This window comes from Sphaerospermopsis kisseleviana CS-549, from assembly GCF_028329225.1.
Classification (GTDB): domain Bacteria; phylum Cyanobacteriota; class Cyanobacteriia; order Cyanobacteriales; family Nostocaceae; genus Sphaerospermopsis; species Sphaerospermopsis kisseleviana.
This window is the reverse complement of sequence record NZ_JAQMTI010000272.1, coordinates 16,575-40,935: the sequence shown is the minus strand read 5'-3', so window position 1 is coordinate 40,935 and position 24,361 is coordinate 16,575. Positions and strand designations below refer to the sequence as shown.

The window sequence follows — 24,361 nt, the reverse complement described above, 5'->3', positions numbered from 1 at the left end:
TGAGTTGGGTTTTGAATCCTAGTAGCATACAGTGATTTTACTGTAATTCTGTCACAAAGCAAAAGATGACAGGAAATTTTCAGTAAATGTGAGTATTTGTTAGTATTGGTTAAGAAAACAGTAACTAGCTACTAACCCTTGATATATCTTGCTTTTTACCTGTAAAGTTTTCATATTTATTCAGCAAACCCTAAATAACATACATTTCACTAAAAGCTTACCTATTCTTAAACTTTTAATATTACAGTCAATGCAAGATAGCGTAAAAATATCTTCCATCTAAAATCTATTAACCCAAGTTGCTAGTTAGGAATAGGAGTCAGGAGTCAGGAGAAAGAATGAATTATAATGGTGTTCCCTGCTTTTTTGCTGTCTACTTATCCTTCTTACTTTGATTTGAGAGCCTTTCTTGCAGAACTAGCAACTTACGTTATTTAAATTTATACCCATCTAACTAAAAATGATGTTTTCCACAACTGAAACCCTCATCTACCCTAAAAACAAACATTTAAACCAACAAATATTTACTCGTCGGTCAATAATTCCAGTCAGCAATGATGTATTGTGGCGTATTGATCGAGGGTTAGTTCGTACCTTGACTTGGAATGAAGATGGAACATATATCACCTTGGGTTATTGGAGTTTAGGAGATATAGTTGGCTATCCTTTGTCAAAAGTCAACCCCTACCATATTGAGTGTTTGACCAGTGTAGAAGCGACTTTGATACCGCCCCATCTCTGGCATGAAGAGATAAAGGCATTATTGCACTACATTCAGCAAACAGAGGAACTTTTAAGCATATTACATCGTAAGCCAACTTCTCTAAAGTTGTGGAAATTTTTGGTGTGGTTGAGTGAAAAATTTGGTCGGGATATAGAACAGGGTAAGTTGATTGATTTAAATCTTACACATCAAGAGATATCAGAGGTGTTGAACACAACGAGAGTCACAGTTACACGACTATTGCAGAAATTTGAGGAAGAAGGAAAAATATCACGTCATAGACGCAGTGTTGTGCTGAATTTACAGACCCAATTAACCAGTATTTCTTCCAAAAATTAACTTAAAATATTAATTTGAGACTTGTGCTGGATACCATAAATAATATATAGTGAATACAAAGAATTTTATGTGTAAATGCCCTGAAAACTTCGGGTATTTTATCATAATCATCAAAATTCCTTAGGTGTGAGTGAAAGTAAAAACATGACAAAACTATTTTGGAATGTTCTAAAAGTTAGTCCAGTTATTGCAGCTACCTTGCTGTCTGCTAACAGTGCCTTAGCAAACGAAGTCAATCAACAAGCAACCAGTGTTGCACAGTTATCTCAAGAAGCTAATAGCATCGGTCAAGTAACATCCGTTTCTCAATTTTCCGACGTGCAACCCACTGACTGGGCGTTTCAATCTTTGCAGTCATTAGTTGAGCGTTACGGTTGTGTTGCAGGTTATCCTAATGGTACTTTCCGCGGTAATCGTGCTTTGAGTCGGTATGAATTTGCAGCAGGTTTGAATGCTTGCTTAGACCGAGTTAACGAATTGATTGCTACAGCTACCGCTGATATGGTAAGCAAGGAAGATTTAGCTACCTTGCAACGATTACAAGAAGAGTTTTCTGCTGAACTAGCAACTCTGCGTGGTCGTGTAGATGCTTTAGAAGCTCGTACTGCTGAGTTAGAAGCTAATCAGTTTTCTACTACTACCAAGCTGAGAGGGGAAGCGATTTTCAGTGTGTCTCAGGCTTTTGGGGATAAACAAGCTGATCAAGACAACAACCCCAATAACAATCCTAATTTAGACAGCAACATAACTTTCTCCAACCGGGTGCGGTTGAGTTTAGAAAGCAGCTTCATGGGTACTGATGTGTTGCAAACCCGGTTGAATGCAGGTAACTTTACATCATTAAATACTGCTGTCACAGGTACTCCCATGACCCAACTGGGTTATGAAAGTGGCGGTGGCAACAGTGTTACTATTGACAAACTCAACTACACTTTCAACCTGAGCGAAAAAATCCGTGTCAGGATTGACGCTGTTGGTGGGGAGTTGAACGAAAACGTTAACGTTTTCAACCCTGACTTCAGAAGCAGTGGTACAGGTGCGCTATCCCGTTACGGACGTTTCAGCCCTATCTATCGCCTAGCTCAAGATGGTGCAGGTATCACTGTTAACGTTAATCCTCAAGGACCATTGACTTTAAGTGCAGCTTATTTTGCTAGAGGTAGAAATCAGGCTGCTAATCCTGCTATTGGCGAAGGTTTGTTTGATGGTAGTAGCACTATTTTTGGTCAGTTAGCATTCAAGCCAAATAAAGCCTTAAATCTAGGTTTCACCTATGCTCAATCTTATCAGACTGCTGGTGATGTAAACTTATTGGGTGGCACAGGTAGTGTAACAGTAAATGATGTTGATGTTCCTGTTGAATCTAACAACTACGGTTTACAGTTTACCTTTAACCCCAGTGCTAAAATTACATTAGGCGGCTGGGCTGGTTACACAACTGCTAATACTGTCACTGGTCTTGCTGCAAGTGCAGATATTTGGTACTGGGCAGCCACATTAGGTCTGAAAGACTTGGGTAGAGAAGGCAACACTTTGGGTCTAATATTTGGTCAACCACCTAAATTTACTGGTGGGAAAGTTAATGGTACATCAGTAGATGGAGAACCTAGCACTTCTTACCATTTAGAAGGTCTGTATAAGATGAAGGTTTCCGACAACATTTTGATTACTCCTGGTTTGTTGGTGATCTTCAATCCTGATCACAACGATAACAACGACACAATTTATGTAGGTACTTTGCGTACAACCTTCAGCTTCTAAGTTAAGTGATGAGTTAGTAGCATCGTAGGCGTTTCATTAAACCTACAAATTTTAACCCGCCCAAGGGCGGGTTTTTGTTTGGGAATATGTAGCTGTATATTTACCTCAACTAAGCCACGGTTTTTACTGATTTAATCCCCTGGCTGCATTTTTGAATTAATAACCAACGGTCTGAATCTTTATCTAATGCTGGTTTGAGACGGAAATTAAACACTTCTTCCCATACTTCTAGACCATACTGACGTACAAAATCAGTTTCTAACATTTTAAATTGCTCCCATTGGCGATCGCTAATTGCATTCAGCATAGGAACAATAGTATTTATAGGCACTTGAGTAGCTGTTTCACTCATTTGGGTAATCCTCAAAAATACAGATTATTGGCAGGGGTTAGTAGCTAGTTAATGTTTTCTTAACCAATACTAACAAATACCCACATTTGCTCAAAATTTCCTGTCATCTTTTGGCTTTGTGACAGAATTACAGTAAAATCACTGTATGCTACTAACCGTCGAATTTAAGAATTTTAGATTTTGTAGGTTCTACCCGCAGTAGTTCCCATCCATACTTATCAGCTATTTCACGACACTTTTTAGGGTCAGTTACTGCGTGTTTTGAAATGTTTTCTTCATTGCTCATGCTGATTTTTGCGGGCTGTTTTGTTTGTTTTGGGCGATCGCTCTTTTGACAATGACTCTAGTTAACTGAGGCACGGTTAAAAATTCCTGAGATGCCCAATCTTCTAAGTATTTATACTCTTCCTCTTCCAGTCTTAATGTCACTCTTGGCTTATCTGATGGCATAGCAGTTAGTTTATGTTACTTATTGCTATTATCGCTTTAAGTCAGTGAATGACTAAGTAATAGCCATACGTAGCCAAGTGCGTCACCTGGCATATAATATAGCACCATATCTACTATGCAAGTCAACTACTAACGGATAACTGATAATAGAAGAAACTATCCGGGTCAACCCACGTCATCAAATCTATCCACATCATTGGAAATATCATATATGAGAAGTCTTATGAGTTGGCAGTCTGGAACTGCGGCACTGATGACAATAGCCATTACTACAGGTGCTGTCACCCCTTTATTTACCTTTGCTCCTGCTCAGGCACAATTTAATCAGGGACAATTCAATATTAACCAACCCCGAACCATTACCATTCCGGCAAATGTCACCTTACCTGTGACTTATGAAAAAGAGAAAGTAATTGTGAATCCTGGAGAAAGATTACCTTTAACGCTGAAAATAGCTAATGATATTATCGACAGTAACAGAAATGTGTTGATTCCGGCTAATACTGAGGTGGTAGGGGAGTTACAACCGGTGAACCTTTCTAGCAGTAATAATAGACAAGGTGTACGTTTTGTAGCTAGAGAATTAGTATTTGCCAGTGGAAGACGGCAGCAGATTAATGCTAATTCTCGCACTATCACCGAAACTGAAAAAATCTCCAAAGGAACTGATACTGGACAGGTTTTAACTGATGCTGCTATTGGTGCTGGTGCAGCTACTGTGATTTCACTACTGACAGGTAACAAGAAAATTGAAACTTTAGAACCTATTGGTGGTGCTGCTGCGGGTGCTTTAGCAAGTGTGCTGTTGCGGAAGAAACAGGCTGATGTTTTCGTTTTGCGGACGGAAGAGGATTTAGATATCACACTTTTGTCTAATTTGGTACTATCTCGTAACTAGACTTAACTTAATTGCAGTCGTGAGTTTTATGATGCTGAAAAAGCGATCGCCATTGCAAATATTGTGTGCGATCGCTTGATTTTATGTTAAAAACAATATTTAATAGATGACTAAAGTAGATGACTAAAGTCATAATTCACTGCTGTTACTAAATTCGTATTTCTATCAATGACAGTAAACCTAAAAGTAAAACTATTTACAAATTCAAGAAACAACTGGGAACAGTTTAAGGTGAAAATTGTCTAAGTAGTTAACAGAGTAGATAACAAAAAAAACAAATAAAGCAGTTACTAGGTAGGTTAGGACAAACAGTGATTATCAAAGTCAGATAGCAAAAGACTTTTCATGTTTTTCCTATCCCCTGTTAAAAGTTACCTGTTCCTTGTTCCTTCTTATAATTTTTACAGGAGTAAAATCAATGTTTACTTTAAATCGCTTGCAATCAAAAACAGCCTTATTCATGGCTTTGAGTGTCACAGTTGGCAGTGTAACACCTTTAATAACATCTGCACCAACCTTAGCACAAACTGGTTTTTCTGATGTTTCATCTAATTATTGGGCATCACAATTTATTCAACAGTTATCACAACGGGGTGTAATTGCGGGATTTCCTGATGGTACATTTCGTCCAGAAGAACCGGTGACACGGGCGCAGTTTGCAGCCATGATTAATAAAGCTTTTAGCAAGTCTGCACAACGGCAACCTATCAATTTTAATGATGTGCCTAGTAATTCTTGGGCATATAACGCCATTAGACAAGCTTACTCTATTGGTTTTTTATCAGGATATCCTGGCAATGTTTTTAGACCTAACCAAGCTATTCCCCGTGAACAAGTTTTAGTTTCTTTGGCTAATGGTTTAGAATATGCTGCTACTGGTAATGTGGAAAGCACTCTACAATTATTCAATGATTCTGGAAGTATTTCTGGCTATGCTCGTACTCCCATTGCTGCGGCCACTGAAAGAAGTATTGTAGTTAACTATCCTAATGTGAGATTTCTCAATCCTGGTGTAACTGCAACCAGAGCGCAAGTAGCGGCTTTCATTTACCAAGCTTTAGTGAGTGCTAATCAGGCTGCGACTATTAACTCACCTTATATTGTAGCTCTGCAAACCACACCACCACCAGTTACAACTGTTACCATTCCCCAAGGAACAGTGATTCCTGTCAAGTATGAACGGGCTGAAAAAATTCTGGTGACTAAAGATGAAACTGCACCTTTAACTTTAACTACATCACAAAGTGTAATTACCCAAGATGGTAGAGTAGTGATTCCTGCGGGAAGTCAGGTGATAGGTGAACTTAGACCGGCTCAAGGTGGTTCTCAATTTGTAGCACAAAAATTAGTTTTAACCACAGGGCAAGAATATAATGTGAGTGCTAGTTCTGATGTGATTACCAAAGTGGAAACTGTGAGGAAAGGCACTAGCACCAGTTCAATTATCAGAAATACTATATTGGGAGCAGGAGCAGCAGCAGCAGTATCTGCGGTGACAGGCGATCGCGCCGTGGCTACAGAAGAAGTTCTCGGAGGTGCTGGTATTGGGGCGCTGATTGGTCTTTTCTTTGGTAGAAATAGTGTGGATTTAATTGCCATTGAACCTAACACAGATTTAGAAATGACAATTAATCAAAATCTATTAATTTCTGTGCAATAGTGGTAATTGGTGATTGGTAATTGGTAATTGGTAATTGGTAATTGGTGATTGGTGATTGGGAAAAATAAAATTGATTACCCAGTCCCCAGTCCCCAGTCCCCAGTTAGCTATCACCTACTTCCGGCAACCAAATAATAAAGGTAGTTCCTGGATGTTTTGGGGAAGTAATATTTGAATTTAATGCAGGGCTGAAAACTTCGATTTCTCCTTGCATTTGTGCGATTAATTGTTTGGCGATCGCAATTCCTAAACCAGTTCCAGGAATTTCTGTTTGTGCTTGTACACCGCGATAATGTCTTTCTCCTAAATGCTGTAAGTCTTCTGGAGGAATACCAGGACCTGTATCACTAATAGCTAAACCTTGAAAATTAACTTTTTGCAGTCCGGTTTGAATCCAAATTTTCCCGCCAGCAGGGGTATATTTCAAGGCATTATCAATAATATTACTCAATACTTCTCTTAATGCTTTGATATTAGCTTTTACTAATGGTAAACTTTCAGGAATATCTGCTATTAATTCTAGATTTCTTTCTTGAGCAATAGCTTGAGCCGATATTAATAATGGTACTAATAAATCTTGTAAGTGACAATCAATAATATTTTCTCCTGTTCCTGGTAATAATAGGGGTGGGTTAGCTGGTTTCTGTACAGATGCCTCAACAACAATTTTGGATTCTGGCAGTTTAGACTCTGGCAGGGGAATGGGGGTTAAATCTGTATCTGTTAAGTCTATAACTTGATCAAATTGTTGTAATAATTCTTGGAGGCGATCGCTTTCCCTAACTATACTGGTGGCTACATCTCGGTTAGGATCTGCTGGCCGCAATCTTTTAAACAGCAGTTTCCCAAAGGTGCGAATAGCTGTTAAAGGGTTGCGAAACTGGTGTAAAAGATTATCCAATAAATCCCGTTGTTGTTCTTGCAGAAGTTGTTGTTGATGTAATTGTTGTTGTAACCAAACTTGACGCTGATCTAAAATACAGGCGATCGCTAGGGTTTTAGCTATGCGTTGAATTTCCCTTTCTTCCGATTCATTCCAAGGTCGATCTTCTCTTCCTGTCACCAATAACCCCATCATCACACTTTCATAAATCAGAGGTAACACAATTTGATTACCACTGAATATATATTCATCTTCTAAATTTGGTAGGGGTGTATTTGTATTTTCTGACTCCGGGGATGGAGGATCAGAAGCTGAACCTGCTGTCAATAACTTTCCCCGCTGGTCTGGTAATGCCAAAATTTTACTAAATTTTATTTGCTTGTTGTCTTGACCCTGAACCAGATCCTCGGCTTGTTTTAATCTTACTGTCTCTGGGTAAACCACCACTGGAATTAATTGCGCCTCACCTGTGGGAGTGTCTACTAATTCTTGAGTTAAATAGACAACACTCAAAGACGCTCCCAGTCCTTGGGTTAACAGAGATATTTGCTCTTTGCATAGAGCAATAAAATCAGAACTAGCAGAAATTAACATTTTTAGTTCTTGCTCAGGATTATGGACTAGCGGCTGATAGCAGGTAACTGGGGATTGGGGATTGGGTTATTAATCTTCCCCTGCTCCCCCTACCTCCCCTGCCTTCTGCTGTACTAAATATTTTATAGCGTTTTCCAGTCTAATGAATTACACAGCAATTTATTCTCTGTTCCCTGTTCTCTATTCCCTAAGACCAAAAAACTTGATACATTTCCGAATTTCTAGTGATTTATACTGTAGTGTACACGATACTTTGCTACTGATAATTTTTCTAAATTGCTAACAGATGACTTTAGTTGTATCAAAAGGTTAAAAACCATTGATTTTTTCAGTTATAACTTATATAATTACGACGGGTTTTGTAGCTATGACTACAAACTTATAGCTTGAAAGAGGAGGACAATAGGTTGGCAAGGAGACGCAAACGGAAAAGTCGTCGTCGTCAGGAAGGACGACGGATTCTAGAACACGTACCTCAGTACAGCATAGAAAGTGGCGAAGATAAACCTGTGACAGCAGCGAGAAAATTCATTCAAGCTGAAGGTATCTTGCCTCCTGCCTTGCTACTTGTAAAACGCAACGAACACACTACAGACCGTTATTTCTGGGCGGAAAAAGGTCTGTTTGGCGCTCAATACGTAGAAGAGAATCATTTTCTATTTCCTAGTCTGAGAGTGTTGGAAACTCCAGCTAGTCAACAAGAATTAGTGGCTGTGGCAAGTCGCTAAGTTCTAAAATTATCTCTTACGCATTGAATCCTAATTCTTACTTCTGACTGTGGCATTAATTAACTGGCAAAATTGATCAGTTTATGCAAAAATTCAATTTTTTTTAAGTTTGTAGCTGAACTGTCAGTAGCGCTAATTCACTTTAGATTGTCAAACCCTGTGCAGTTTTAGATTGCATGGTTTTATATCTAAGATAATCATACAGGAGGGAGTAGCAACAAAATCAAGCACACAAGAATATGTTTTGCTTAGATATAATGAGCTTTAATTGCCAAATGTATCTAAAAGCAAAACTACCCATATAAGATTTGGTGTGTTTCCTCCCTACTGTTCTCTTTCCTCAAAAGTCTGTCAGAAGTTAGCAGTTCATTATCAGGATGCGATTGTCAAGCCTAGACTAACAAATCAAGTTTAGTCAACCATTTTTAACTGTAATGCCTTTTGTAACTCAGCGAGTTCATCACGATGGGCGATGACAGTAATTACACTTGAGGAGTGTTGTTCATTTGGGGTAGACTCCATTTTGAGTGACACTTTCTCAAGTCTTCCTGCTTTGCGCCAATAAAATATACCACTTAATGGTGACAGCAGGACTAAAACCAAGAAAAATGGACTGTGACTAGAAAAAAGCTGAGATAAAACCAAAGAGAGGCAAGCAAAACCAACTGCGGCTAAAATAGTTAAGAATATAGCTAAAAACCAGCTAGGTCTAACAAATCCTTCAAAATTAACCTGATTCCTTTCTTTCTCTATAGATGTTACACGGTAGGAACGGGAGCGAAAATACTCCTTGAGTTGGTTCATCAAAGTAGCTTCATCTTGCTCAGAAGTTAACTGCGCTTGTTCAGTGCGGTCTTTTGTAGAAGCACGAATAAAGAAAAATAAGCCTACTGATAAAAGTAAAGTGAGTAGGAAAGTAGATTGCACAATAGTATTACCCATAATTAATTTTGACTTTTTGATCTGACATATACATTATCAATTATTCTGGAAGTTAAGGGAAGCAGTGATGAGTGACTGGTAATTGGTGATTGGTGACTGAGAATAATTATTTAATTACCCATTACCCATTACCAATTACCCATTACCCATTACCTATTACCGAATATATTTAATATTTAGATTTATGACACAAAATTTTGAAACCCCATCCTCTAATATTAGAGCGATCGCCCAAATGTTTCGCCTAGCAGGTTGGATTAGTTTTTGGATACAATTAGTTTTAGGGGTAATTTCTGGTATAATAGTGATATTATTTGCCTTTTTTAGTCAAAGACCAGGAAGCCCTAGTAATAATCCCGGAACAGGCTTTGGTGTGTTTTTAGCAGTTTGTGGACTAATTGTTTTAGGTGCGGGTATTTACTTAGCCTATAGGTATACAACAATTGGCAAACAATTAGAATCCTCAAATCCTAGTAACCGTCCTCGTAAGCTGGAAAGTGTGCAAGTATTAAGATTAGGGTTATGGGTAAATTTAGGTGGAATTTTAGTCACACTGTTAGGAGCGCAAGCGATTGTAGGTACACTGGTTGCTAGGTCAATTTCGCCACAAGCAGTAACAACGCAATTATTTGACCCCACTCGGATTATTAGCGGTTTAGATATGCTTGTAGTACAGGCAAATATAAATACTGTATCAGCGCATTTTTCAGGACTTATAGCTTCACTATTTTTATTAAATCGGATTACAAAGTAGGTTGGTAATGGGTGATTGGTGATTGGTGATTGGTGATTGGGATAAATGCTATTATTAATCATGGAAAATTAGGTACTTCTAAAATAAATCCTGGTAAAACATCTTCTCCTGATAAAGTTGTCGGTAAGGATAGAACTTCTACAGGTTGATTTTGACGATAAATTTCTACTTGTTGATTTTGCGGATCAATTAACCAACCCAACCTTAAACCACTATTCAGGTATTCTCGCATTTTCTCCTGTAATTGAGTTAAAGAATCGGTACGAGAACGTAATTCTATGACAAAATCAGGACAAATTTTAGGGAATTTTTCTTGTTCTTCAATGCTTAAAGCATCCCAACGTTCATTAGCTACCCAAGCGACATCAGGAGAACGTTTACCACCATTAGGTAAAGTGAAAATAGTGGAAGAAATAAATACTTTTCCTAGCTTAGTTTGACGATTCCAAATTGCAACATCAGCATTAAATTCTGATTCTCTATTACCACTAATTGCACCCACTGGAGGCATAATAATTAACTTTCCTTTAGCTGTTTCTTCCAGTTTCCAATCTTCATTAATTTGACAGAGATTAAAAAATTGTTCATCACTTAAACCGACATTTTTGATATTTAAAATTACTGGTTCAGATGTCATCATTGCTGAAAACCTCTTGATTTTGATTTTGATTTTAGTTTATCATATTTTGTAGGTTGGGTTAAGTGATAGCGCAACCCAACAAAATCTTATCAATATCTTATTAATTTTGGGTTTCGTTCCTCTAAATGTTGGGTTTCGTTCCTCAACCCAACCTACATTCTATATTGAGATTTGAACGCAGATGAACGCAGATAAACGCGGATGAAAAAGGGATTTTGATTAATCTGATGATTTTGTGTGGTTATTGTATAAAACTGGTGTTAATAATAGATATGATTGATGATGCAAGAAATGGTTTAGCATTGCTAAACCCCTACGAATAATCACCTCAATCGAGTATAATTGACAAAAACTCACAAAATTCACCAATGCTGGATATTAAACAAATTAGAGAAAACCCCCAACTCGTACAAGAAAAGCTGAATACTCGTAGTGGTAAATATGACATTCAGCCTATATTAGATTTAAGTCAAAAACAACGGGAACTGGAAGGAAAACGCAACGATTTACAAGCGCGGAGTAATGAAATTGGTAAACTGGTAGGACAAAAGGTAAAATCCGGTGTTAGTCCACAAAGTGAGGAAATTCTTGCTTTAAAAGAAGAAGGGAATAATATTAAAATCACATTAAGCGAATTAGAACCCCAGGAAAAAGAGTTAAAAGCGCAAATTCAAGATTTACTTTTAGCACTTCCTAACCTTCCTAGTGATTCTACTCCCATCGGTGCAAGTGAAGATGATAACCCAGAAGTGAGAAGATGGGGAGATGAATATAAACCGGAAAATCAGAATATTTTACCTCATTGGGAAATTGGGGAAAAATTGGGTATTTTGAATTTTGAAAGGGCGGTAAAAATTGCCCAAAGTCGGTTTGTCAGTTTGATAGGTGCGGGTGCTGCTTTAGAAAGGGCGTTAATTCAATTTATGCTTTCTAAGCATATTGAAAATGGGTATATTGAAGTTAGTCCACCGTTGTTAGTTAATACTGATTCTTTAACGGGAACTGGACAATTACCGAAGTTTGCAGAAGAAAGTTTTAAATGTGCAGATGATGAATTGTGGTTAATTCCTACTGCGGAAGTTCCGGTAACAAATTTTTATCGTGGGGAAATTTTAAACGCGGAAGAATTACCGATTTATCACTGTGCATATACGCCATGTTTTCGTCGGGAAGCGGGAAGTTATGGCCGGGATATGCGGGGTTTAATTCGGTTGCATCAATTCAATAAAGTGGAGTTGGTGAAGTTAGTAAAACCGGAAGATTCTTTTGAGGAATTAGAGAAATTAGTTGCTAGTGCAGAGTCAATTTTACAGGGTTTAAAGTTGCCTTATCGAGTGATTAATTTATGTACTGGTGATTTAGGTTTTGGGGCAACAAAGACTTATGATTTAGAGGTTTGGTTGCCATCTTCTGGGAAGTATCGAGAGATTTCTAGTTGTTCTAATTGTGTTGATTTTCAAGCAAGAAGGGCGGATATTCGGTTTAAGGAAGCGGGGAAGAAGGGGACGCAGTTTGTACATACTTTAAATGGTTCTGGTTTAGCTGTGGGAAGGACTATGGCGGCGATTTTGGAGAATTATCAGCAAGCTGATGGGACGATTAAAGTACCGGAGGTTTTGCAGGTTTATTTGGGTAGGGAGGTTTTGTAGTTTAGGGGTTTTGTAGAGGCGTTTTTGGGGTGCGTCTCTACGTAAATTTATGTAACGGATCATGATGTTAAGTAAACAAATAACAATTATTATTAAACTATTGATATAAATGTGTAAGATAATTGATAATTATTTCATAATTTTTGACAAAAAAGGAAAACGGTTAAATGAATAAGAATTTCTTATCTATTTCATCTAAATTTCTTTGTAGAAATTTATTTATATTAACTACAACAGTAGTGGGAGTAGTTTCTTTTTCTACGACTGCTAAAGCACAGCATTTTTCTCGTTCTTGTTTTGATATTATTCTAAAGAGCGGAGTTGTATTAGAGGCAAATTGTAAAACACCAAAAGGTTATATATATAAACCAGCTATTAACCTAGACGCTTACATTAAAAATGAAAATGGTAGATTAGAATATGTCTATACCCAACCTATTCCTAACCCTTTCGGATTAATAGCTAGAACAGGCGGATTTTTTTCTAGAAGTTGTCGAAATACTGAATTGTTTATGATACAAGGAACTAATTTTGTCGGTTTACGAAGTCAGTGTGCAAACAGACGTGGGCAATTTGGTTGGACTTTCATTAATTTAGATAGGTATTTTACTAATAGACTTGGAAGTATCATTGGAATAGATGAATAGTATCAACAGTGCGATCGCTCATCTCGTAGGGTGCGTTAATGAAATGTAATGCACCGTTTTTTATGAAAATTTAACTGTCTGAATCAGGATAACCAGGATTAAAGGATTAACAGGATAATATTTGATCTTGATATTCACAGAATATTAAAATCAGTGAAACTTCTGAAAATATAGAAGAATATTAAAAAACCATCCTGTACATCCTCAAATCCTGGACATCCTGATTCAGACAAAATGCAATTTTTGAAAATGTAGATGAATATTAAAAAACCATCCTGTACATCCTCAAATCCTGGACATCCTGATTCTGACAATTATTAGCTATAATCAAAGAATAAACAACTAACCTAAAAACCACATATCATGAATACAGCTAAACTTAGCAGTGATGGTACTCAGCAAACAGTCATATTACCCCCAGATTTTCAAATGACAGGTACAGAGGTTTATATTAAAAAAATTGGTAATGCAATTATTCTTATTAGTAAAGAGAACCCTTGGCAAAGTTTAATTGATAGTTTAGATCAATTTTCTGATGATTTTATGAACACTAGAGATCAACTTCCTGTTGATAAAAGAGAGGAATTTTAAATGCAATATCTTCTCGATACCAACATCTGTATTTATCTGATTAAGCAAAAACCAGAAAAAGTAATATCAAAATTTCAAACTTTGTCAATTTCTGATATTGGTATTTCTTCCATTACCGTTGCTGAATTAGAATATGGTGTTTATAAAAGTCAGCAACAAGAAAAAAATAAAAATGCTTTAATTCAGTTTTTACTACCTTTAGAAATTGTAGAATTTAGTCAAAATGCAGCAGTAATTTATGGATGTATTAGAAGTAATTTAGAAAGTAAAGGTCTTGTTATTGGACAAATGGATATGTTAATTGCTGCTCATGCAATGAGTTTAGGCGTTACTCTAGTTACTAACAATATCTGCGAATTTTCTCGCATTCCTAATCTATTATTAGAAAATTGGGTTGAGTAAGTTAATAAAATGTAATGCACCGTTTTTTTATTAAAATTTAACTGTCTGAATCAGGATAACCAGGATTAAAGGATTCACAGGATTAGATTTGATTTTGATATTCTGGGATATTAAAATTAGCGCAACTTCTGAAAATGTAGATGAATATTAAAAAACCATCCTGTACATCTTCAAATCTTGGACATCCTGATTCAGACAAAATGCAATTTTTGAAAATGTAGCTGAATATTAAAAAACCATCTTGTACATCCTCAAATCCTGGACATCCTGATTCAGACAAATAATGTTAAAAATTCTATTAGCGGAAAATGGTTAAAAAAGATAAACTGATTGAAAAATTAACAAATAGTCCCAATAATGCCAAATTTAGTGATATTCGTAAACTGTTAGAATTAGATAATTTTGTATTAGATAGAATTACAGGTAGTCATCATATCTTTATCAAAGATGATATAATTTTAGTAATTCCCGTACATAACAATCGGGTAAAATCAGTTTATGTTAAACGAGTATTAGAATTGATAGAAGGATCATAATCATGAATTATCCCATAGTTGTTTATCCCTGTGAAGAAGGCGGTTTTGTAGCTGAAATTCCAGCATTAAAAGGATGTTTAGCACAGGGAGAGACTTTAGAAGAAACATTACAAGAATTGATCATGGTCAGAGATTTATGGTTAGAAACAGCCGAAAAACATGGTCAAAAATTGCCAGATTTTGAACGTGCTATTTCTCAAGTTAAATCACTCAGTAATGTATAATTAACTGTCATAATCAGGATAACCAGGATTAAAGGATTAACAGGATAATATTTGATATTGATATTCACAGAATATCCCGAAGGGTGTCCTGATTCAGACAAAAAAATGATATACTAAAATATAGTGATTCAAGCAACTTAGCTATATAAAAAAATATGTTAACCCTGAATTACCCGCATATTGAAAAAACCGAAAATCAACCAGCAAGATTAAAGCGTTTTCCCAGAATTAGAGTAGCACAAATTGTCATGGACTATATTGCTTATGGTTGGTCAGTAGAAGAAATGTGTCGTCAACATCCTTATTTAACTCAAGCTGAAGCTCATGCTACTATGGGTTATTACTTTGACCACCAAGAAGAAATTGACCAAGAAATTAAAGAGGAATGGGAACAAGTACAACAAAGCAAAAATGAATTAGTATCATCTCCATTTTACAACAGAATGAAAGCAAAAGGACTGTTGTAAATGACCATTGCTTTATATATGGATGTTCATGTACCTCAATCTATTACATCACAATTGCGTCGTCGGGGTGTGGATGTATTAACTGCTTTTGATGATGAAACCCAAGAACTTCCTGATGATAACTTATTAGAAAGAGTGACAGAAATTAAACGAGTTCTATTTACTCAAGATATCCGTTTTCGAGTTTTAGCGGAAACTTGGCAAAAAGAAGGAAAACAGTTTTCAGGATTAATTTTTGGACATCAACTAGGTGGTACAATTGGTCAATTTGTGCAAGATTTAGAATTTATTGCTAAAGCTTCAGAGATTGATGAATGGATGAATGTCGTTGAATATATTCCTTTTAAATAATACTGCTCTTAGGGTGCGTTAATCAACTTTATTTAATGCACCATTTTTTATTATTTTTATAATATATTGCACTGTCAGAATCAGGATAACCAGGATTAAAGGATTAACAGGATTATATTTTATTTTGATATTCTGGGATATTAAAATTAGCGCAACTTCTGAAAATGTAGATGAATATTAAAAAACCATCCTGTACATCCTGATTCAGACAAAATGCACATTTTCTGATATAATTAATAAACTAATTAACCAATGGAGTTGACTATGATTACATTAGGTGTAACAGTAACTATAACCAGTGATGGCAAATTGTTAGTTGATTCTCTTGTAGATATCCCAAAGGGAGAATATAAAGCAGTTATTGTACTAGAAGATAACCCAATAAGTGATAATTTACATAATTCTGTAAAAAATGCCCAAGCTATTTTTAGAAAGTATATTCCACCTACTAGAAAACTATCTGAAGAATTAATTCAGGAACGGAGAGAGGAAACTTTAAATGAGTGAAGTTGTTTTAGATGCTTCGGCAATTTTAGCTTTACTCAATGAAGAACCTGGAAGCGAAGAAGTATTAAAATTTATTGATAAAGCTGCAATTAGTACGGTTAATTTATCTGAGGTGATCGCTAAATTAGCAGATGCAGGAATACCAGAAAATGATATTACTTTAATTATAAATAATCTGAATCTGGAAGTAATTGATTTTAATGAAGAACAAGCATTAAAAGCGGGAATTTTACGCCCAATTACTAAATCAATTGGACTTTCATTTGGTGATAGAGCTTGTTTAGCATTAGGTATTATTCTTAACCAACCTGTTTTAACTACTGATCGTTTATGGAGTAATATTAATGTGGGAGTTGAAGTTAGAATATTACGTTAAAATCCACTGTCAGAATCAGGATATCCAGGATTAATGGACTAACAGGATTATATTTGATATTGATATTCTGGGATATTAAAATTAGCGCAACTTCTGAAAATACAGATGAATATTAAAAAACCATCCTGTAAATCCTCAAATTCTGGACATCCTGATTCTGACAAAATGCAACTTCTGAAAATGTAGAGGAATACTAAAAAAATATCCTGTAAATCCTCAAATCCTGGATATCCTGATTCTGACAAAATGCAACTTCTGAAAATGTAGCTGAATATTAAAAAACCATCCTGTAGATCCTCAAATCGCGGAAAATGGTCAAAAAAGATAAACTAATTGAAAAATTAACAAATAGTCCCAATAATGCCAAATTCAGTGATATTCGTAAACTGTTAGAATTAGATAATTTTGTATTAGATAGAATTACAGGTAGTCATCATATCTTTATCAAAGATGATATAATTTTAGTAATTCCCGTACATAATAATCGGGTAAAATCAATTTATGTTAAACGAGTATTAGAATTGATAGAAGGAGCGTAATTATGAATTATCCCATAGTTGTTTATCCCTGTGAAGAAGGCGGTTTCGTTGCTGAAATTCCAGCATTAAAAGGATGTTTAGCACAGGGAGAAACTTTAGAAGAAACATTACAAGAATTGATCATTGTCAGAGATTTATGGTTAGAAACAGCAGAAAAACATGGTCAAAAATTACCAGATGTTGAACGTGCTATTTCTCAGGTTAAAGCACTCAGTAATGTATAATTAACTGTCAGAATCAGGATAACCAGGATGAAAGGATTAACAGGATTATATTTGATATTAATATTCTGAAATATTTGAATTAGCGCAACTTCTGAAAAGAAATAATTTTTTGAATTTTGACTTTTGACTTCCCGAAGGGTGTCCTGATTCTGACAAAAATCTATTTCGCGCAAAGAAGATATCCTGTACATCCTCAAATCCTGGATATCCTGATATGGCTTGCGCTACGCTATCAGACAAGTTTAGCTCAAAACCTGGAAATTAGCAAAATTACCATAACTTGCGCTTTTCTTTGCAATTGACAATAAATAACAGCAGATTTTGTTTCTGAGTCCATTCCCAAACTACAATAGAAATATATATCCGAAATATTTTGACTTATTTGCTCTATGTCAGTTTTAGCAGCGATCGCAGTTTTGGCTATTTTGATCTTAGTACACGAGTTAGGACATTTTATAGCCGCACGTTCTCAAGGTATCTACGCTAACCGCTTTTCTTTGGGTTTTGGTCCCACTCTCTTAAAGTACCAAGGATCACAGACAGAATACACCATTCGCGCTTTCCCCTTGGGTGGGTTTGTTGGTTTTCCCGACGATGATCCAGATAGCGCAATTCCTCCCAATGATCCCAACTTATTGCGGAATCGTCCTATTTTAGATCGGGCGATCGTTATTAGCGCCGGTGTGATAGCAAACTTAATATTTGCTTATTTTGTTCTCGCTTTGCAAATAGGTATTGTTGGTATACCCCAAGAATTTCAATATCAACCTGGTGTACTTGTCAAACCTGTTAATGAACAATCAATAGCTTACCAAGCTGGTATTCGCGCAGGTGATATTGTTATCAGCGTCAATGGTCAGGAATTAGCTGCTAGTAAAGATTCTACCTTATTGCTGACTAAAGAAATTCAAACTCATCCAAATCAACAACTTAACCTGAAAATTCAGCGTCAAAATCAAGAAATAGCTTTAAAATTAACTCCTACAGAAAGTGCTGATGGTAAAGGTTTAGTAGGAATTGAACTAGGACCAAATGGAGAAGCTGTTTATCGTCGTCCCCAAAATCCCATAGAAATTTTCAGCGTTGCTGCTGATAGATTTCAACAGCTATTTATTGGTACAATCAAAGGATTTGGACAGCTAATAACTAATTTTCAACAAACAGCAAGTCAGGTTTCAGGACCTGTGAATATTGTGAAAATTGGTGCTAAATTAGCAGCAGATAATAGTGCAAATTTGCTATCTTTTGCAGCAATTATTAGTATTAATTTAGCCATCATTAATATTTTACCTCTCCCTGCTTTAGATGGTGGACAATTAGCTTTTCTTTTGATTGAAGGTTTACTTGGTAAACCCTTACCAGCAAAAATTCAAGAAGGTGTCATGCAAACAGGTTTAGTCCTACTTTTAGGATTAGGTATTTTCTTAATTTTCAAAGAAACTCTGCAACTAGAATTTGTGCAACAAATATTCCAGAACTTGTAAGCAAATTTTAGCTTGTATATTCCAGTTTCAGACTGGGAATGTGATCATCTCGTTCCCAGTCTCAGACTGGGAATGTGATCTAGAGGTTCTACCTCTATTTGACAAAAAAGGCAGAGTCTTATACAATTCATTCCCATACAGAGTATGGGAACGAGAAATAAGTTAAATTTCAAATAAAATAAATTCAAATATTATTGATGTGACTACTAAAAAATTATCAAAATTATCAAAATCATCAAAAAAGCAACGCGCTTTAGAAATTCTCTCTCGTCTCCATCGTCTTTATCCTGATGCGACTTGTTCTTTAAATTATCAAACTCCTGTACAATTATTAGTAGCAACAATTCTTTCTGCACAATGCACAGATGAACGAGTGAATAAAGTTACTCCAGCTTTATTTAGTCGGTTTCCTGATGCAGAAAGTTTAGCAAATGCGGATATTTTTGAATTAGAAGAATTAGTCCGTTCTACGGGTTTTTATCGCAATAAAGCGAAAAATATCAAAGCTGCTTGTCGGATGATTGTTGATGATTTTAACTCCGTTGTTCCCAATAAAATGGAAGAATTATTAAAACTTCCCGGAGTTGCGAGAAAAACTGGAAATGTGGTTTTAGCGCACGCTTATGGTATTAATGCAGGGGTGACTGTAGATACTCACGTCAAGCGGTTAAGTCAAAGATTGGGGTTAACAAAAAATACTGAACCTATTAATATTGAAAAAGATTTAATGAAATTATTACCCCAACCAGAATGGGAAAATTGGTCTATTCGTTTAATATATCATGGTCGTGCAGTTTGTAAAGCACGTTCTCCTGGTTGTGATGTTTGTGAGTTGGTTGATGTGTGTGCGAAGAATTTAACGAATGGAGATAATTAAATTATAATCAAATTGTTTATAATCAATCTTTAATCAATCTAAAATCCCAAATCCAAAATCTAAAATTCCATGACTCGGTTTATTCATGATCAGTTTGCAAAACAATATCTAACAGAGATATTTACACCCTACGGAAAAGTAGAAGTCAGTCAAGATATTATCTCAGAAAAAAGACAGATAGACGTATTATTTACCCCATCTTCAAATCCTGAAAACATCGAAAAATTAGGACTATTGGGAAAAATGGGAATTCATGCAACTTCCGTAGTTTTTGAACCATTTCGTAACCCCGTTGATAGAAGTGAAATCAGAAGTTGTAAGGGTAAACTATTTGATATTCATGCAAACTTAGAAAGACAAGCAAAACGCAATAATACCCGCATTAGTGAAAACCAATTACCATTTTTATGGATATTCACACCTACTGCATCAGAGGAAATATTCAGAGGTATTGATCTGAGTTTAGATTATCAAACATGGGGTAAAGGAGTTTATTTATTAGACGAAGTATCAAGGACAGGTATTATCGTTATTCACCAGTTACCCAGTACACCAGAAACCTTATTTTTAAGGGTATTAGGTAGGGGTAGGGTACAGAGAAAAGCAGTGGAAGAGTTAGAAGCATTAGCTAACAATAACCCACAGCTAGAAAATGTTATACAATTAGTACATGACTTAATAGCCATGTTATCAGCCAGACAGCAAAAAGAAAAGGATATTGATCAAGATGATCAGGAGTTGATTATGAAATTATCACAAATGTATCAGGAATTATTAGAACAAATTAAAGAAGAAACGCGAAGAGAAGGACTGCAACAAGGACTGCAACAAGGACTGCAACAAGGTAGATATCAAGGAAGAGAAGAAGGAGAAAAAAGAGAACGTCGTGGGATGGCCGAAAGTATTTTACAAGTACGTTTTGGTAAAGTTGATGCTGAGTTAGAGAAAGTGATTGATAAAATCATTACCCTATCTAGGGAAGAATTTACACCTTTACTTTTGCAATTATCCCGTGAGGAATTATTAGGGAGATTTCAAGAAGATTAATAAAATAAGAAACCCGACTTTTTAAAGAAGTCGGGGATCTAATTACTAATTTTAAGTTTGAGACAGAATTAAATTAAGAACATTTAATTCCTGAGAATTTAACAGATATTTTTCTGTAAACAATTTATTTCTAATTTCCTCCAAACTATAACTTCTAAATACCACAAAGGGAAATTCTTGATAATTATGTCCTATGGGTAAAATATTACTTACAGGATATAAAGAACGAATATATATAGATAAGATATCTTTAAAACGTTGATCTTCCGGTTCTTCTGGTTTATTTGCAAAATATTCTTTCATCACTTCCCCACTAATAAACGCAAATAATGGTAAAGCGTAATATTGATCTGTATGTTGACTTTTTTGGAGATAATTCTGGGTTTTTGCAGGTGCATTGATTAACTTTTCTACTAATTCTATTGCATCTTTTACCGCAGAGGTGAGACTTTCGGGGTAATTTTGATTGCGACTAATGCTTTTTAAAGTATTCCATAATTCTGTATTTGCATATTTTTGAATATCTAAAAAGCGCATTTGATAAGATTCTTGGATATTTTGACTGGGTACAATTAATAAACCTCCACTAATATAACCTAATTCCAAGGGTGTAAAATCTAATAATTTATCAAAGGTTTTAGCGACTTCTAAAAATGTGTTGTTGAAATTTTCCCGAATCTTTAAATAACTCTCTTCCGTATTTTTAGCAACCCAAAAATCACCTTCACCCATTAATAATTCTAGTCTGGTGTATGCGTCTTTTAAGGAAGTGTGACTTTTATTGCGGTTATATTCTTTTTTCAGTTGGGTAATAAGATTTTCGATTTTACTGGAAAAGGTTTCTCCCGCAGCAAAAACTGATTTTCCACCGATGGGTATAAGTAGATAATTCTTCCTACCAATATTACCATAACCTTGAATTCTTGTCATTATAGATGCTTTGAGAATTAACAGAAGATTTAATAAACTCAAGCAATTTTCTTTGATAGATAATTCTGGATCATCTTGATAATAAACTGAACGTTCAGCTAAATAAAATGTGAGGTATTTATCTTGATTATCTATCATATCATTTCCCCGACCTCTGTAAATAACCTGAATTATTTCCATCAGGTTTTTTTCAATTTCAAATTTCGGAATTTCGACTAAGATATGTTTCGCTTTGGGGAAGGATAAACCGCGACTCCCGGAAGCAGTCATGAAAACCACTTTGACGTTTTCTTGATGTTGTTTAATTTCCTGTTTTTCTAATTCTGAAATATTCGCGTGTATTTCTAGGAAGTGAGTATTTTTAACAAAGTTATCTCTTCCTAACTCTGACTGAATTTTATCAATCAGTTCTGATAATTTAGGTTTATTTTGGATGTAAACTATAAATTGTTCAACATCGGATTTTTGGAAGATAATTTTAATATCTTTGAAAATTTCTTCCTGGGATTTTTTCTCTAAATCAGATTTATCTCTTAGTTTAATTCTATCAGTAAAACGACAAGATTCGACAATTATTTGATAATTAATAGTAAGACTTTTTGCAGGATAGGTGTTAGTATTAATAATGATAGCGGGTGAACCTTTAAATATGAAACTTTCTACAGATAGAGGTTGAATGTTTGATTCTGCTTTTCTAAAATAAACCTTATTTGGTTCGGGGGAAGTATCTTCTAAATGTTGACAAATGACATTTTTATCAACAATAGAAGCATCTGCGACGATGATTTTAGTATTAAAACCATTTTCTGGGTTTGTTAATTTATAAGTTTTAACCATTTTTTTAATTCCCTCTAAAAATTCTACTCCTCCTTCATCTCCGGTAATTTCATCTATCATAATAAATAGATGTTTGATGCGACGGGATATATTTCGCATTTTTTGAGGAAATACTTTATCGTCACTTTTTCTGTATGCGTCTTGAAAGATTTTTTCTAAATGTTGTAAAGTATCACCATAGTCTGTTTTTTTCAAAGACTGGGTAGAAGCGGTAGCGATAATTTGATTAGATGTTTGATATTTGATGAGGTAATATAACCCTTCACAAATACTTTGTAAAACTCCCTTGTTTTTTGTTCCCATATCCTGAAAGGTATCATCTGTAATCTGTTGCAGTCTGTCTTTGCGTCGAGATTTTCGTTCAATATTTTCACTGTTGAGAAAATCAACATTTTCCAAAGTAAAATCTTCTTCATGTTTGTTTGATGTATAAGCAACTGAGAGTTTACCAGAGTTATCTTGAATCAAATTACTATGAGTATTAATAGCAAAAATTTGATCATTTACTAATCTTCCAGTTTTGCGATCTTTGAATTTTTCAATGATATCAAGATTGACTTGTTTCCGGGGACTGACGTATAATAATAGGAAACCATCATTTTGATATTGAGTGAGAAAATCAACAATAGCGGTAGTTTTTCCGATTCCGGGATTTCCTGTTAAGAAAATGTAGGTATTTTCAGAAAGTAAATATCTTTTAATTAGTTGGTTGTGCGCTTGTCTAAAATTGGGATTTTCGGTTAAATTTAAACTAGAAATTAACTCAGATGGTACGGGAGAAACAGAGTTATAAAAATCGGTAATCGTTTCTGTATGACGTGGTAAAATATTGATGGTATTAGGAGTAATGTTGAGGAGAGAGTCAACCAGTTTTTTACCTTGTTGAAAACTGCGATATGCGTTAACTTGGATTTTTTGTAAAACGCGATAACGTGCGTCGCTAATTTCTTCTTCTGTTTTGTAATTTTGTTGATAAATTTGATGACAACTTTCAAAAAGTTGGATATTATTTCCGGGAATAGAGATAGTATTAAAAGAGCGATCGCTATATCCCACCGCATTACAAACCAACCTAGAAATATCAGGAAGAAAAGAATTTGCTTGTAAAAACTGACAGAAACTATAAATATAACTACCCGCTTGAATTAATTTAGCACTTTCCTTATCCTTAGATTTAAAAGCGGTAAAATACTCCTTTAAACTGGGAGAAAAATCTAAACCCAAAGATTCGGTATCAATACGCAACTTAGAAAACACACTTTTAGAACGTAAATAATTGATATCTCGTAATAACAAACCTCTGATAATTTCCACATAATCAATATTTTGTAAATCCTCATCAGTGTGAATAGAAAACACCGACAAGTCAAGACATAAAACCCGGTAATTATTTTTATATTTCAACAACATCAAACTATCTGCATTGAGAAAATCACCACCTTGTTTATAATTTTGAATATCCCCAGAAGTGACATTTACATTTTCAAACTGAGAGAGAACATTTTTGAACCATTGTATTTCATCAACTTCATGAGTACCAATACTATTTTCACCATTAAACCGACATTGAAAATAAATAACTTCCAGATTTTGCAAGTTTGCTTTTTCACGACATCCCAGAGATTTAAGATACTCCCGAAAGAAATTTAACCCACACAAAAAACCCTTTTGTACAAAAAACTGACACCAAGTTTCTGCAATTTCTCTTTCTAACTTACCAACAACCTTCTTCACAATATTTTTTGTAATTTCTGCAAACTTGAGATTTTGCAACTCCTGACTATACAAATCACCAAAATGATTTTTGATATTATTTTTATGGATATAAGATAAAATCCCGATATTAAAACCAACCTCAAACAACCTTCCCAGATCATCAGCTATTTTTGCAGTCATTTTTTACTCCTTATAAAAACCCTCAAAAACCTCTTTTCTCTGTGAACTCTGT

General features: G+C 35.2%; 29 protein-coding genes. 21 read left to right on the top strand and 8 right to left on the bottom strand.

Going from position 1 to position 24,361, the window contains the following annotated elements; genetic code table 11:
- Positions 1-460 precede the first annotated feature (460 nt).
- The gene (locus PN497_RS21540; protein ID WP_096572008.1) at positions 461-1,063 is read left to right on the top strand and encodes a Crp/Fnr family transcriptional regulator; all 603 of its coding nucleotides are present in this window, start codon (positions 461-463) and stop codon (positions 1,061-1,063) included.
- Positions 1,064-1,207: 144 nt separating this feature from the next.
- A complete protein-coding gene (locus PN497_RS21535) occupies positions 1,208-2,824 on the top strand; it encodes an iron uptake porin (RefSeq protein WP_096572009.1) in 1,617 nt (538 codons plus the stop codon).
- Positions 2,825-2,933: 109 nt separating this feature from the next.
- Here the strand turns inward: PN497_RS21535 and PN497_RS21530 are convergent, their stop codons facing one another.
- The 3 genes from PN497_RS21530 to PN497_RS21520 form a co-directional block, all read right to left on the bottom strand.
- Entirely contained in the window at positions 2,934-3,176 is a 243-nt protein-coding gene (locus PN497_RS21530; RefSeq protein ID WP_096572010.1) for a hypothetical protein, read from the bottom strand.
- Positions 3,177-3,327: 151 nt separating this feature from the next.
- Positions 3,328-3,462: a hypothetical protein gene (locus PN497_RS21525; RefSeq protein WP_272110840.1), complete on the bottom strand. Its 135-nt coding sequence runs from the start codon at positions 3,460-3,462 to the stop codon at positions 3,328-3,330.
- The gene (locus PN497_RS21520; protein WP_272110839.1) at positions 3,459-3,626 is read right to left on the bottom strand and encodes a hypothetical protein; all 168 of its coding nucleotides are present in this window, start codon (positions 3,624-3,626) and stop codon (positions 3,459-3,461) included. The genes PN497_RS21525 and PN497_RS21520 overlap by 4 nt, the downstream gene beginning before the upstream one ends.
- 211 nt (positions 3,627-3,837) lie before the next feature.
- Here PN497_RS21520 and PN497_RS21515 point away from each other — a divergent pair, with 211 nt between their 5' ends.
- A complete protein-coding gene (locus PN497_RS21515) occupies positions 3,838-4,524 on the top strand; it encodes a conjugal transfer protein TrbI (protein ID WP_096572011.1) in 687 nt (228 codons plus the stop codon).
- Positions 4,525-4,531: 7 nt separating this feature from the next.
- On the opposite strand, the gene PN497_RS21510 is transcribed toward PN497_RS21515, so the two are convergent.
- Positions 4,532-4,657, bottom strand: coding sequence for a hypothetical protein (locus tag PN497_RS21510; RefSeq protein WP_255427166.1), 126 nt, complete (start codon positions 4,655-4,657; stop codon positions 4,532-4,534).
- 285 nt (positions 4,658-4,942) lie between these two features.
- On the opposite strand from PN497_RS21510, the gene PN497_RS21505 reads away from it, so the two are divergent.
- Positions 4,943-6,184 (top strand): S-layer homology domain-containing protein, encoded by a 1,242-nt coding sequence (locus PN497_RS21505; RefSeq protein ID WP_096572012.1) that lies wholly within the window; start codon positions 4,943-4,945, stop codon positions 6,182-6,184.
- 103 nt (positions 6,185-6,287) lie between these two features.
- Here the strand turns inward: PN497_RS21505 and PN497_RS21500 are convergent, their stop codons facing one another.
- Positions 6,288-7,661, bottom strand: coding sequence for a GAF domain-containing sensor histidine kinase (locus tag PN497_RS21500; RefSeq protein ID WP_096572013.1), 1,374 nt, complete (start codon positions 7,659-7,661; stop codon positions 6,288-6,290).
- A 407-nt stretch (positions 7,662-8,068) separates the two neighbouring features.
- Between PN497_RS21500 and PN497_RS21495 the strand changes: the two genes are divergently transcribed.
- Positions 8,069-8,389: a DUF3155 domain-containing protein gene (locus tag PN497_RS21495; protein ID WP_096572014.1), complete on the top strand. Its 321-nt coding sequence runs from the start codon at positions 8,069-8,071 to the stop codon at positions 8,387-8,389.
- Positions 8,390-8,800: 411 nt separating this feature from the next.
- Here the strand turns inward: PN497_RS21495 and PN497_RS21490 are convergent, their stop codons facing one another.
- Positions 8,801-9,331 (bottom strand): cofactor assembly of complex C subunit B, encoded by a 531-nt coding sequence (locus tag PN497_RS21490; RefSeq protein WP_272110838.1) that lies wholly within the window; start codon positions 9,329-9,331, stop codon positions 8,801-8,803.
- A 184-nt stretch (positions 9,332-9,515) separates the two neighbouring features.
- Between PN497_RS21490 and PN497_RS21485 the strand changes: the two genes are divergently transcribed.
- Positions 9,516-10,085, top strand: coding sequence for a DUF3611 family protein (locus PN497_RS21485; protein ID WP_187040224.1), 570 nt, complete (start codon positions 9,516-9,518; stop codon positions 10,083-10,085).
- Positions 10,086-10,143: 58 nt separating this feature from the next.
- Here PN497_RS21485 and PN497_RS21480 read toward each other — a convergent pair whose 3' ends face one another.
- On the bottom strand, positions 10,144-10,722 hold the full coding sequence (locus PN497_RS21480) for a Uma2 family endonuclease (protein ID WP_272110842.1): 579 nt from the start codon (positions 10,720-10,722) through the stop codon (positions 10,144-10,146).
- 371 nt (positions 10,723-11,093) lie between these two features.
- Between PN497_RS21480 and serS the strand changes: the two genes are divergently transcribed.
- The 15 genes from serS to PN497_RS21405 all read left to right on the top strand — a co-directional run bounded on the left by serS (position 11,094) and on the right by PN497_RS21405 (position 20,646).
- A complete protein-coding gene (serS, locus tag PN497_RS21475) occupies positions 11,094-12,374 on the top strand; it encodes a serine--tRNA ligase (protein ID WP_096572016.1) in 1,281 nt (426 codons plus the stop codon).
- A 167-nt stretch (positions 12,375-12,541) separates the two neighbouring features.
- Positions 12,542-13,021 (top strand): CVNH domain-containing protein, encoded by a 480-nt coding sequence (locus PN497_RS21470; protein WP_096572017.1) that lies wholly within the window; start codon positions 12,542-12,544, stop codon positions 13,019-13,021.
- Positions 13,022-13,384: 363 nt separating this feature from the next.
- Positions 13,385-13,612 carry an antitoxin gene (locus tag PN497_RS21465; RefSeq protein ID WP_096572018.1) on the top strand — a complete coding sequence of 76 codons (228 nt, stop codon included), beginning with the start codon at positions 13,385-13,387 and terminating at the stop codon, positions 13,610-13,612.
- Positions 13,613-14,014: a type II toxin-antitoxin system tRNA(fMet)-specific endonuclease VapC gene (gene vapC, locus PN497_RS21460; RefSeq protein ID WP_096572019.1), complete on the top strand. Its 402-nt coding sequence runs from the start codon at positions 13,613-13,615 to the stop codon at positions 14,012-14,014.
- Between the two features lie 308 nt (positions 14,015-14,322).
- On the top strand, positions 14,323-14,550 hold the full coding sequence (locus tag PN497_RS21455) for a type II toxin-antitoxin system HicA family toxin (protein ID WP_096572020.1): 228 nt from the start codon (positions 14,323-14,325) through the stop codon (positions 14,548-14,550).
- A 2-nt stretch (positions 14,551-14,552) separates the two neighbouring features.
- Complete coding sequence (locus PN497_RS21450) at positions 14,553-14,774, top strand: type II toxin-antitoxin system HicB family antitoxin (RefSeq protein ID WP_096572021.1); 222 nt, start codon at positions 14,553-14,555, stop codon at positions 14,772-14,774.
- A gap of 155 nt (positions 14,775-14,929) precedes the next feature.
- A complete protein-coding gene (locus tag PN497_RS21445) occupies positions 14,930-15,241 on the top strand; it encodes a DUF433 domain-containing protein (RefSeq protein WP_096572022.1) in 312 nt (103 codons plus the stop codon).
- Positions 15,242-15,592 (top strand): DUF5615 family PIN-like protein, encoded by a 351-nt coding sequence (locus tag PN497_RS21440; protein ID WP_096572023.1) that lies wholly within the window; start codon positions 15,242-15,244, stop codon positions 15,590-15,592.
- A 264-nt stretch (positions 15,593-15,856) separates the two neighbouring features.
- A complete protein-coding gene (locus tag PN497_RS21435) occupies positions 15,857-16,099 on the top strand; it encodes a hypothetical protein (RefSeq protein WP_096572024.1) in 243 nt (80 codons plus the stop codon).
- A complete protein-coding gene (locus PN497_RS21430; protein ID WP_096572025.1) occupies positions 16,092-16,475 on the top strand; it encodes a PIN domain-containing protein in 384 nt (127 codons plus the stop codon). Before PN497_RS21435 ends, PN497_RS21430 begins: the two co-directional genes overlap by 8 nt.
- A gap of 311 nt (positions 16,476-16,786) precedes the next feature.
- Positions 16,787-17,014: a type II toxin-antitoxin system HicA family toxin gene (locus PN497_RS21425; protein WP_096572026.1), complete on the top strand. Its 228-nt coding sequence runs from the start codon at positions 16,787-16,789 to the stop codon at positions 17,012-17,014.
- 2 nt (positions 17,015-17,016) lie between these two features.
- The gene (locus PN497_RS21420; RefSeq protein WP_096572027.1) at positions 17,017-17,238 is read left to right on the top strand and encodes a type II toxin-antitoxin system HicB family antitoxin; all 222 of its coding nucleotides are present in this window, start codon (positions 17,017-17,019) and stop codon (positions 17,236-17,238) included.
- Between the two features lie 389 nt (positions 17,239-17,627).
- On the top strand, positions 17,628-18,722 hold the full coding sequence (gene rseP, locus PN497_RS21415) for an RIP metalloprotease RseP (protein WP_096572029.1): 1,095 nt from the start codon (positions 17,628-17,630) through the stop codon (positions 18,720-18,722).
- A gap of 193 nt (positions 18,723-18,915) precedes the next feature.
- Positions 18,916-19,599: an endonuclease III gene (gene nth / locus PN497_RS21410; protein WP_371851436.1), complete on the top strand. Its 684-nt coding sequence runs from the start codon at positions 18,916-18,918 to the stop codon at positions 19,597-19,599.
- Positions 19,600-19,668: 69 nt separating this feature from the next.
- Positions 19,669-20,646: a hypothetical protein gene (locus PN497_RS21405; protein ID WP_096572031.1), complete on the top strand. Its 978-nt coding sequence runs from the start codon at positions 19,669-19,671 to the stop codon at positions 20,644-20,646.
- Between the two features lie 51 nt (positions 20,647-20,697).
- Here the strand turns inward: PN497_RS21405 and PN497_RS21400 are convergent, their stop codons facing one another.
- Positions 20,698-24,309, bottom strand: coding sequence for a helicase (locus PN497_RS21400; protein ID WP_096572032.1), 3,612 nt, complete (start codon positions 24,307-24,309; stop codon positions 20,698-20,700).
- Positions 24,310-24,361: the final 52 nt, after the last annotated feature.

Excerpts from the sequence above, each read along its gene's own strand:
- PN497_RS21540 (WP_096572008.1), top strand. The coding sequence starts at position 461 with ATGATGTTTTCCACAACTGAAACCCTCATCTACCCTAAAAACAAACAT.
- PN497_RS21535 (WP_096572009.1), top strand. The coding sequence starts at position 1,208 with ATGACAAAACTATTTTGGAATGTTCTAAAAGTTAGTCCAGTTATTGCA.
- PN497_RS21530 (WP_096572010.1), bottom strand. The coding sequence starts at position 3,176 with ATGAGTGAAACAGCTACTCAAGTGCCTATAAATACTATTGTTCCTATG.
- PN497_RS21525 (WP_272110840.1), bottom strand. The coding sequence starts at position 3,462 with ATGAGCAATGAAGAAAACATTTCAAAACACGCAGTAACTGACCCTAAA.
- PN497_RS21520 (WP_272110839.1), bottom strand. The coding sequence starts at position 3,626 with ATGCCATCAGATAAGCCAAGAGTGACATTAAGACTGGAAGAGGAAGAG.
- PN497_RS21515 (WP_096572011.1), top strand. The coding sequence starts at position 3,838 with ATGAGAAGTCTTATGAGTTGGCAGTCTGGAACTGCGGCACTGATGACA.
- PN497_RS21510 (WP_255427166.1), bottom strand. The coding sequence starts at position 4,657 with ATGACTTTAGTCATCTACTTTAGTCATCTATTAAATATTGTTTTTAAC.
- PN497_RS21505 (WP_096572012.1), top strand. The coding sequence starts at position 4,943 with ATGTTTACTTTAAATCGCTTGCAATCAAAAACAGCCTTATTCATGGCT.
- PN497_RS21500 (WP_096572013.1), bottom strand. The coding sequence starts at position 7,661 with ATGTTAATTTCTGCTAGTTCTGATTTTATTGCTCTATGCAAAGAGCAA.
- PN497_RS21490 (WP_272110838.1), bottom strand. The coding sequence starts at position 9,331 with ATGGGTAATACTATTGTGCAATCTACTTTCCTACTCACTTTACTTTTA.
- PN497_RS21485 (WP_187040224.1), top strand. The coding sequence starts at position 9,516 with ATGACACAAAATTTTGAAACCCCATCCTCTAATATTAGAGCGATCGCC.
- PN497_RS21480 (WP_272110842.1), bottom strand. The coding sequence starts at position 10,722 with ATGACATCTGAACCAGTAATTTTAAATATCAAAAATGTCGGTTTAAGT.
- serS (WP_096572016.1), top strand. The coding sequence starts at position 11,094 with ATGCTGGATATTAAACAAATTAGAGAAAACCCCCAACTCGTACAAGAA.
- PN497_RS21470 (WP_096572017.1), top strand. The coding sequence starts at position 12,542 with ATGAATAAGAATTTCTTATCTATTTCATCTAAATTTCTTTGTAGAAAT.
- PN497_RS21465 (WP_096572018.1), top strand. The coding sequence starts at position 13,385 with ATGAATACAGCTAAACTTAGCAGTGATGGTACTCAGCAAACAGTCATA.
- vapC (WP_096572019.1), top strand. The coding sequence starts at position 13,613 with ATGCAATATCTTCTCGATACCAACATCTGTATTTATCTGATTAAGCAA.
- PN497_RS21455 (WP_096572020.1), top strand. The coding sequence starts at position 14,323 with ATGGTTAAAAAAGATAAACTGATTGAAAAATTAACAAATAGTCCCAAT.
- PN497_RS21450 (WP_096572021.1), top strand. The coding sequence starts at position 14,553 with ATGAATTATCCCATAGTTGTTTATCCCTGTGAAGAAGGCGGTTTTGTA.
- PN497_RS21445 (WP_096572022.1), top strand. The coding sequence starts at position 14,930 with ATGTTAACCCTGAATTACCCGCATATTGAAAAAACCGAAAATCAACCA.
- PN497_RS21440 (WP_096572023.1), top strand. The coding sequence starts at position 15,242 with ATGACCATTGCTTTATATATGGATGTTCATGTACCTCAATCTATTACA.
- PN497_RS21435 (WP_096572024.1), top strand. The coding sequence starts at position 15,857 with ATGATTACATTAGGTGTAACAGTAACTATAACCAGTGATGGCAAATTG.
- PN497_RS21430 (WP_096572025.1), top strand. The coding sequence starts at position 16,092 with ATGAGTGAAGTTGTTTTAGATGCTTCGGCAATTTTAGCTTTACTCAAT.
- PN497_RS21425 (WP_096572026.1), top strand. The coding sequence starts at position 16,787 with ATGGTCAAAAAAGATAAACTAATTGAAAAATTAACAAATAGTCCCAAT.
- PN497_RS21420 (WP_096572027.1), top strand. The coding sequence starts at position 17,017 with ATGAATTATCCCATAGTTGTTTATCCCTGTGAAGAAGGCGGTTTCGTT.
- rseP (WP_096572029.1), top strand. The coding sequence starts at position 17,628 with ATGTCAGTTTTAGCAGCGATCGCAGTTTTGGCTATTTTGATCTTAGTA.
- PN497_RS21405 (WP_096572031.1), top strand. The coding sequence starts at position 19,669 with ATGACTCGGTTTATTCATGATCAGTTTGCAAAACAATATCTAACAGAG.
- PN497_RS21400 (WP_096572032.1), bottom strand. The coding sequence starts at position 24,309 with ATGACTGCAAAAATAGCTGATGATCTGGGAAGGTTGTTTGAGGTTGGT.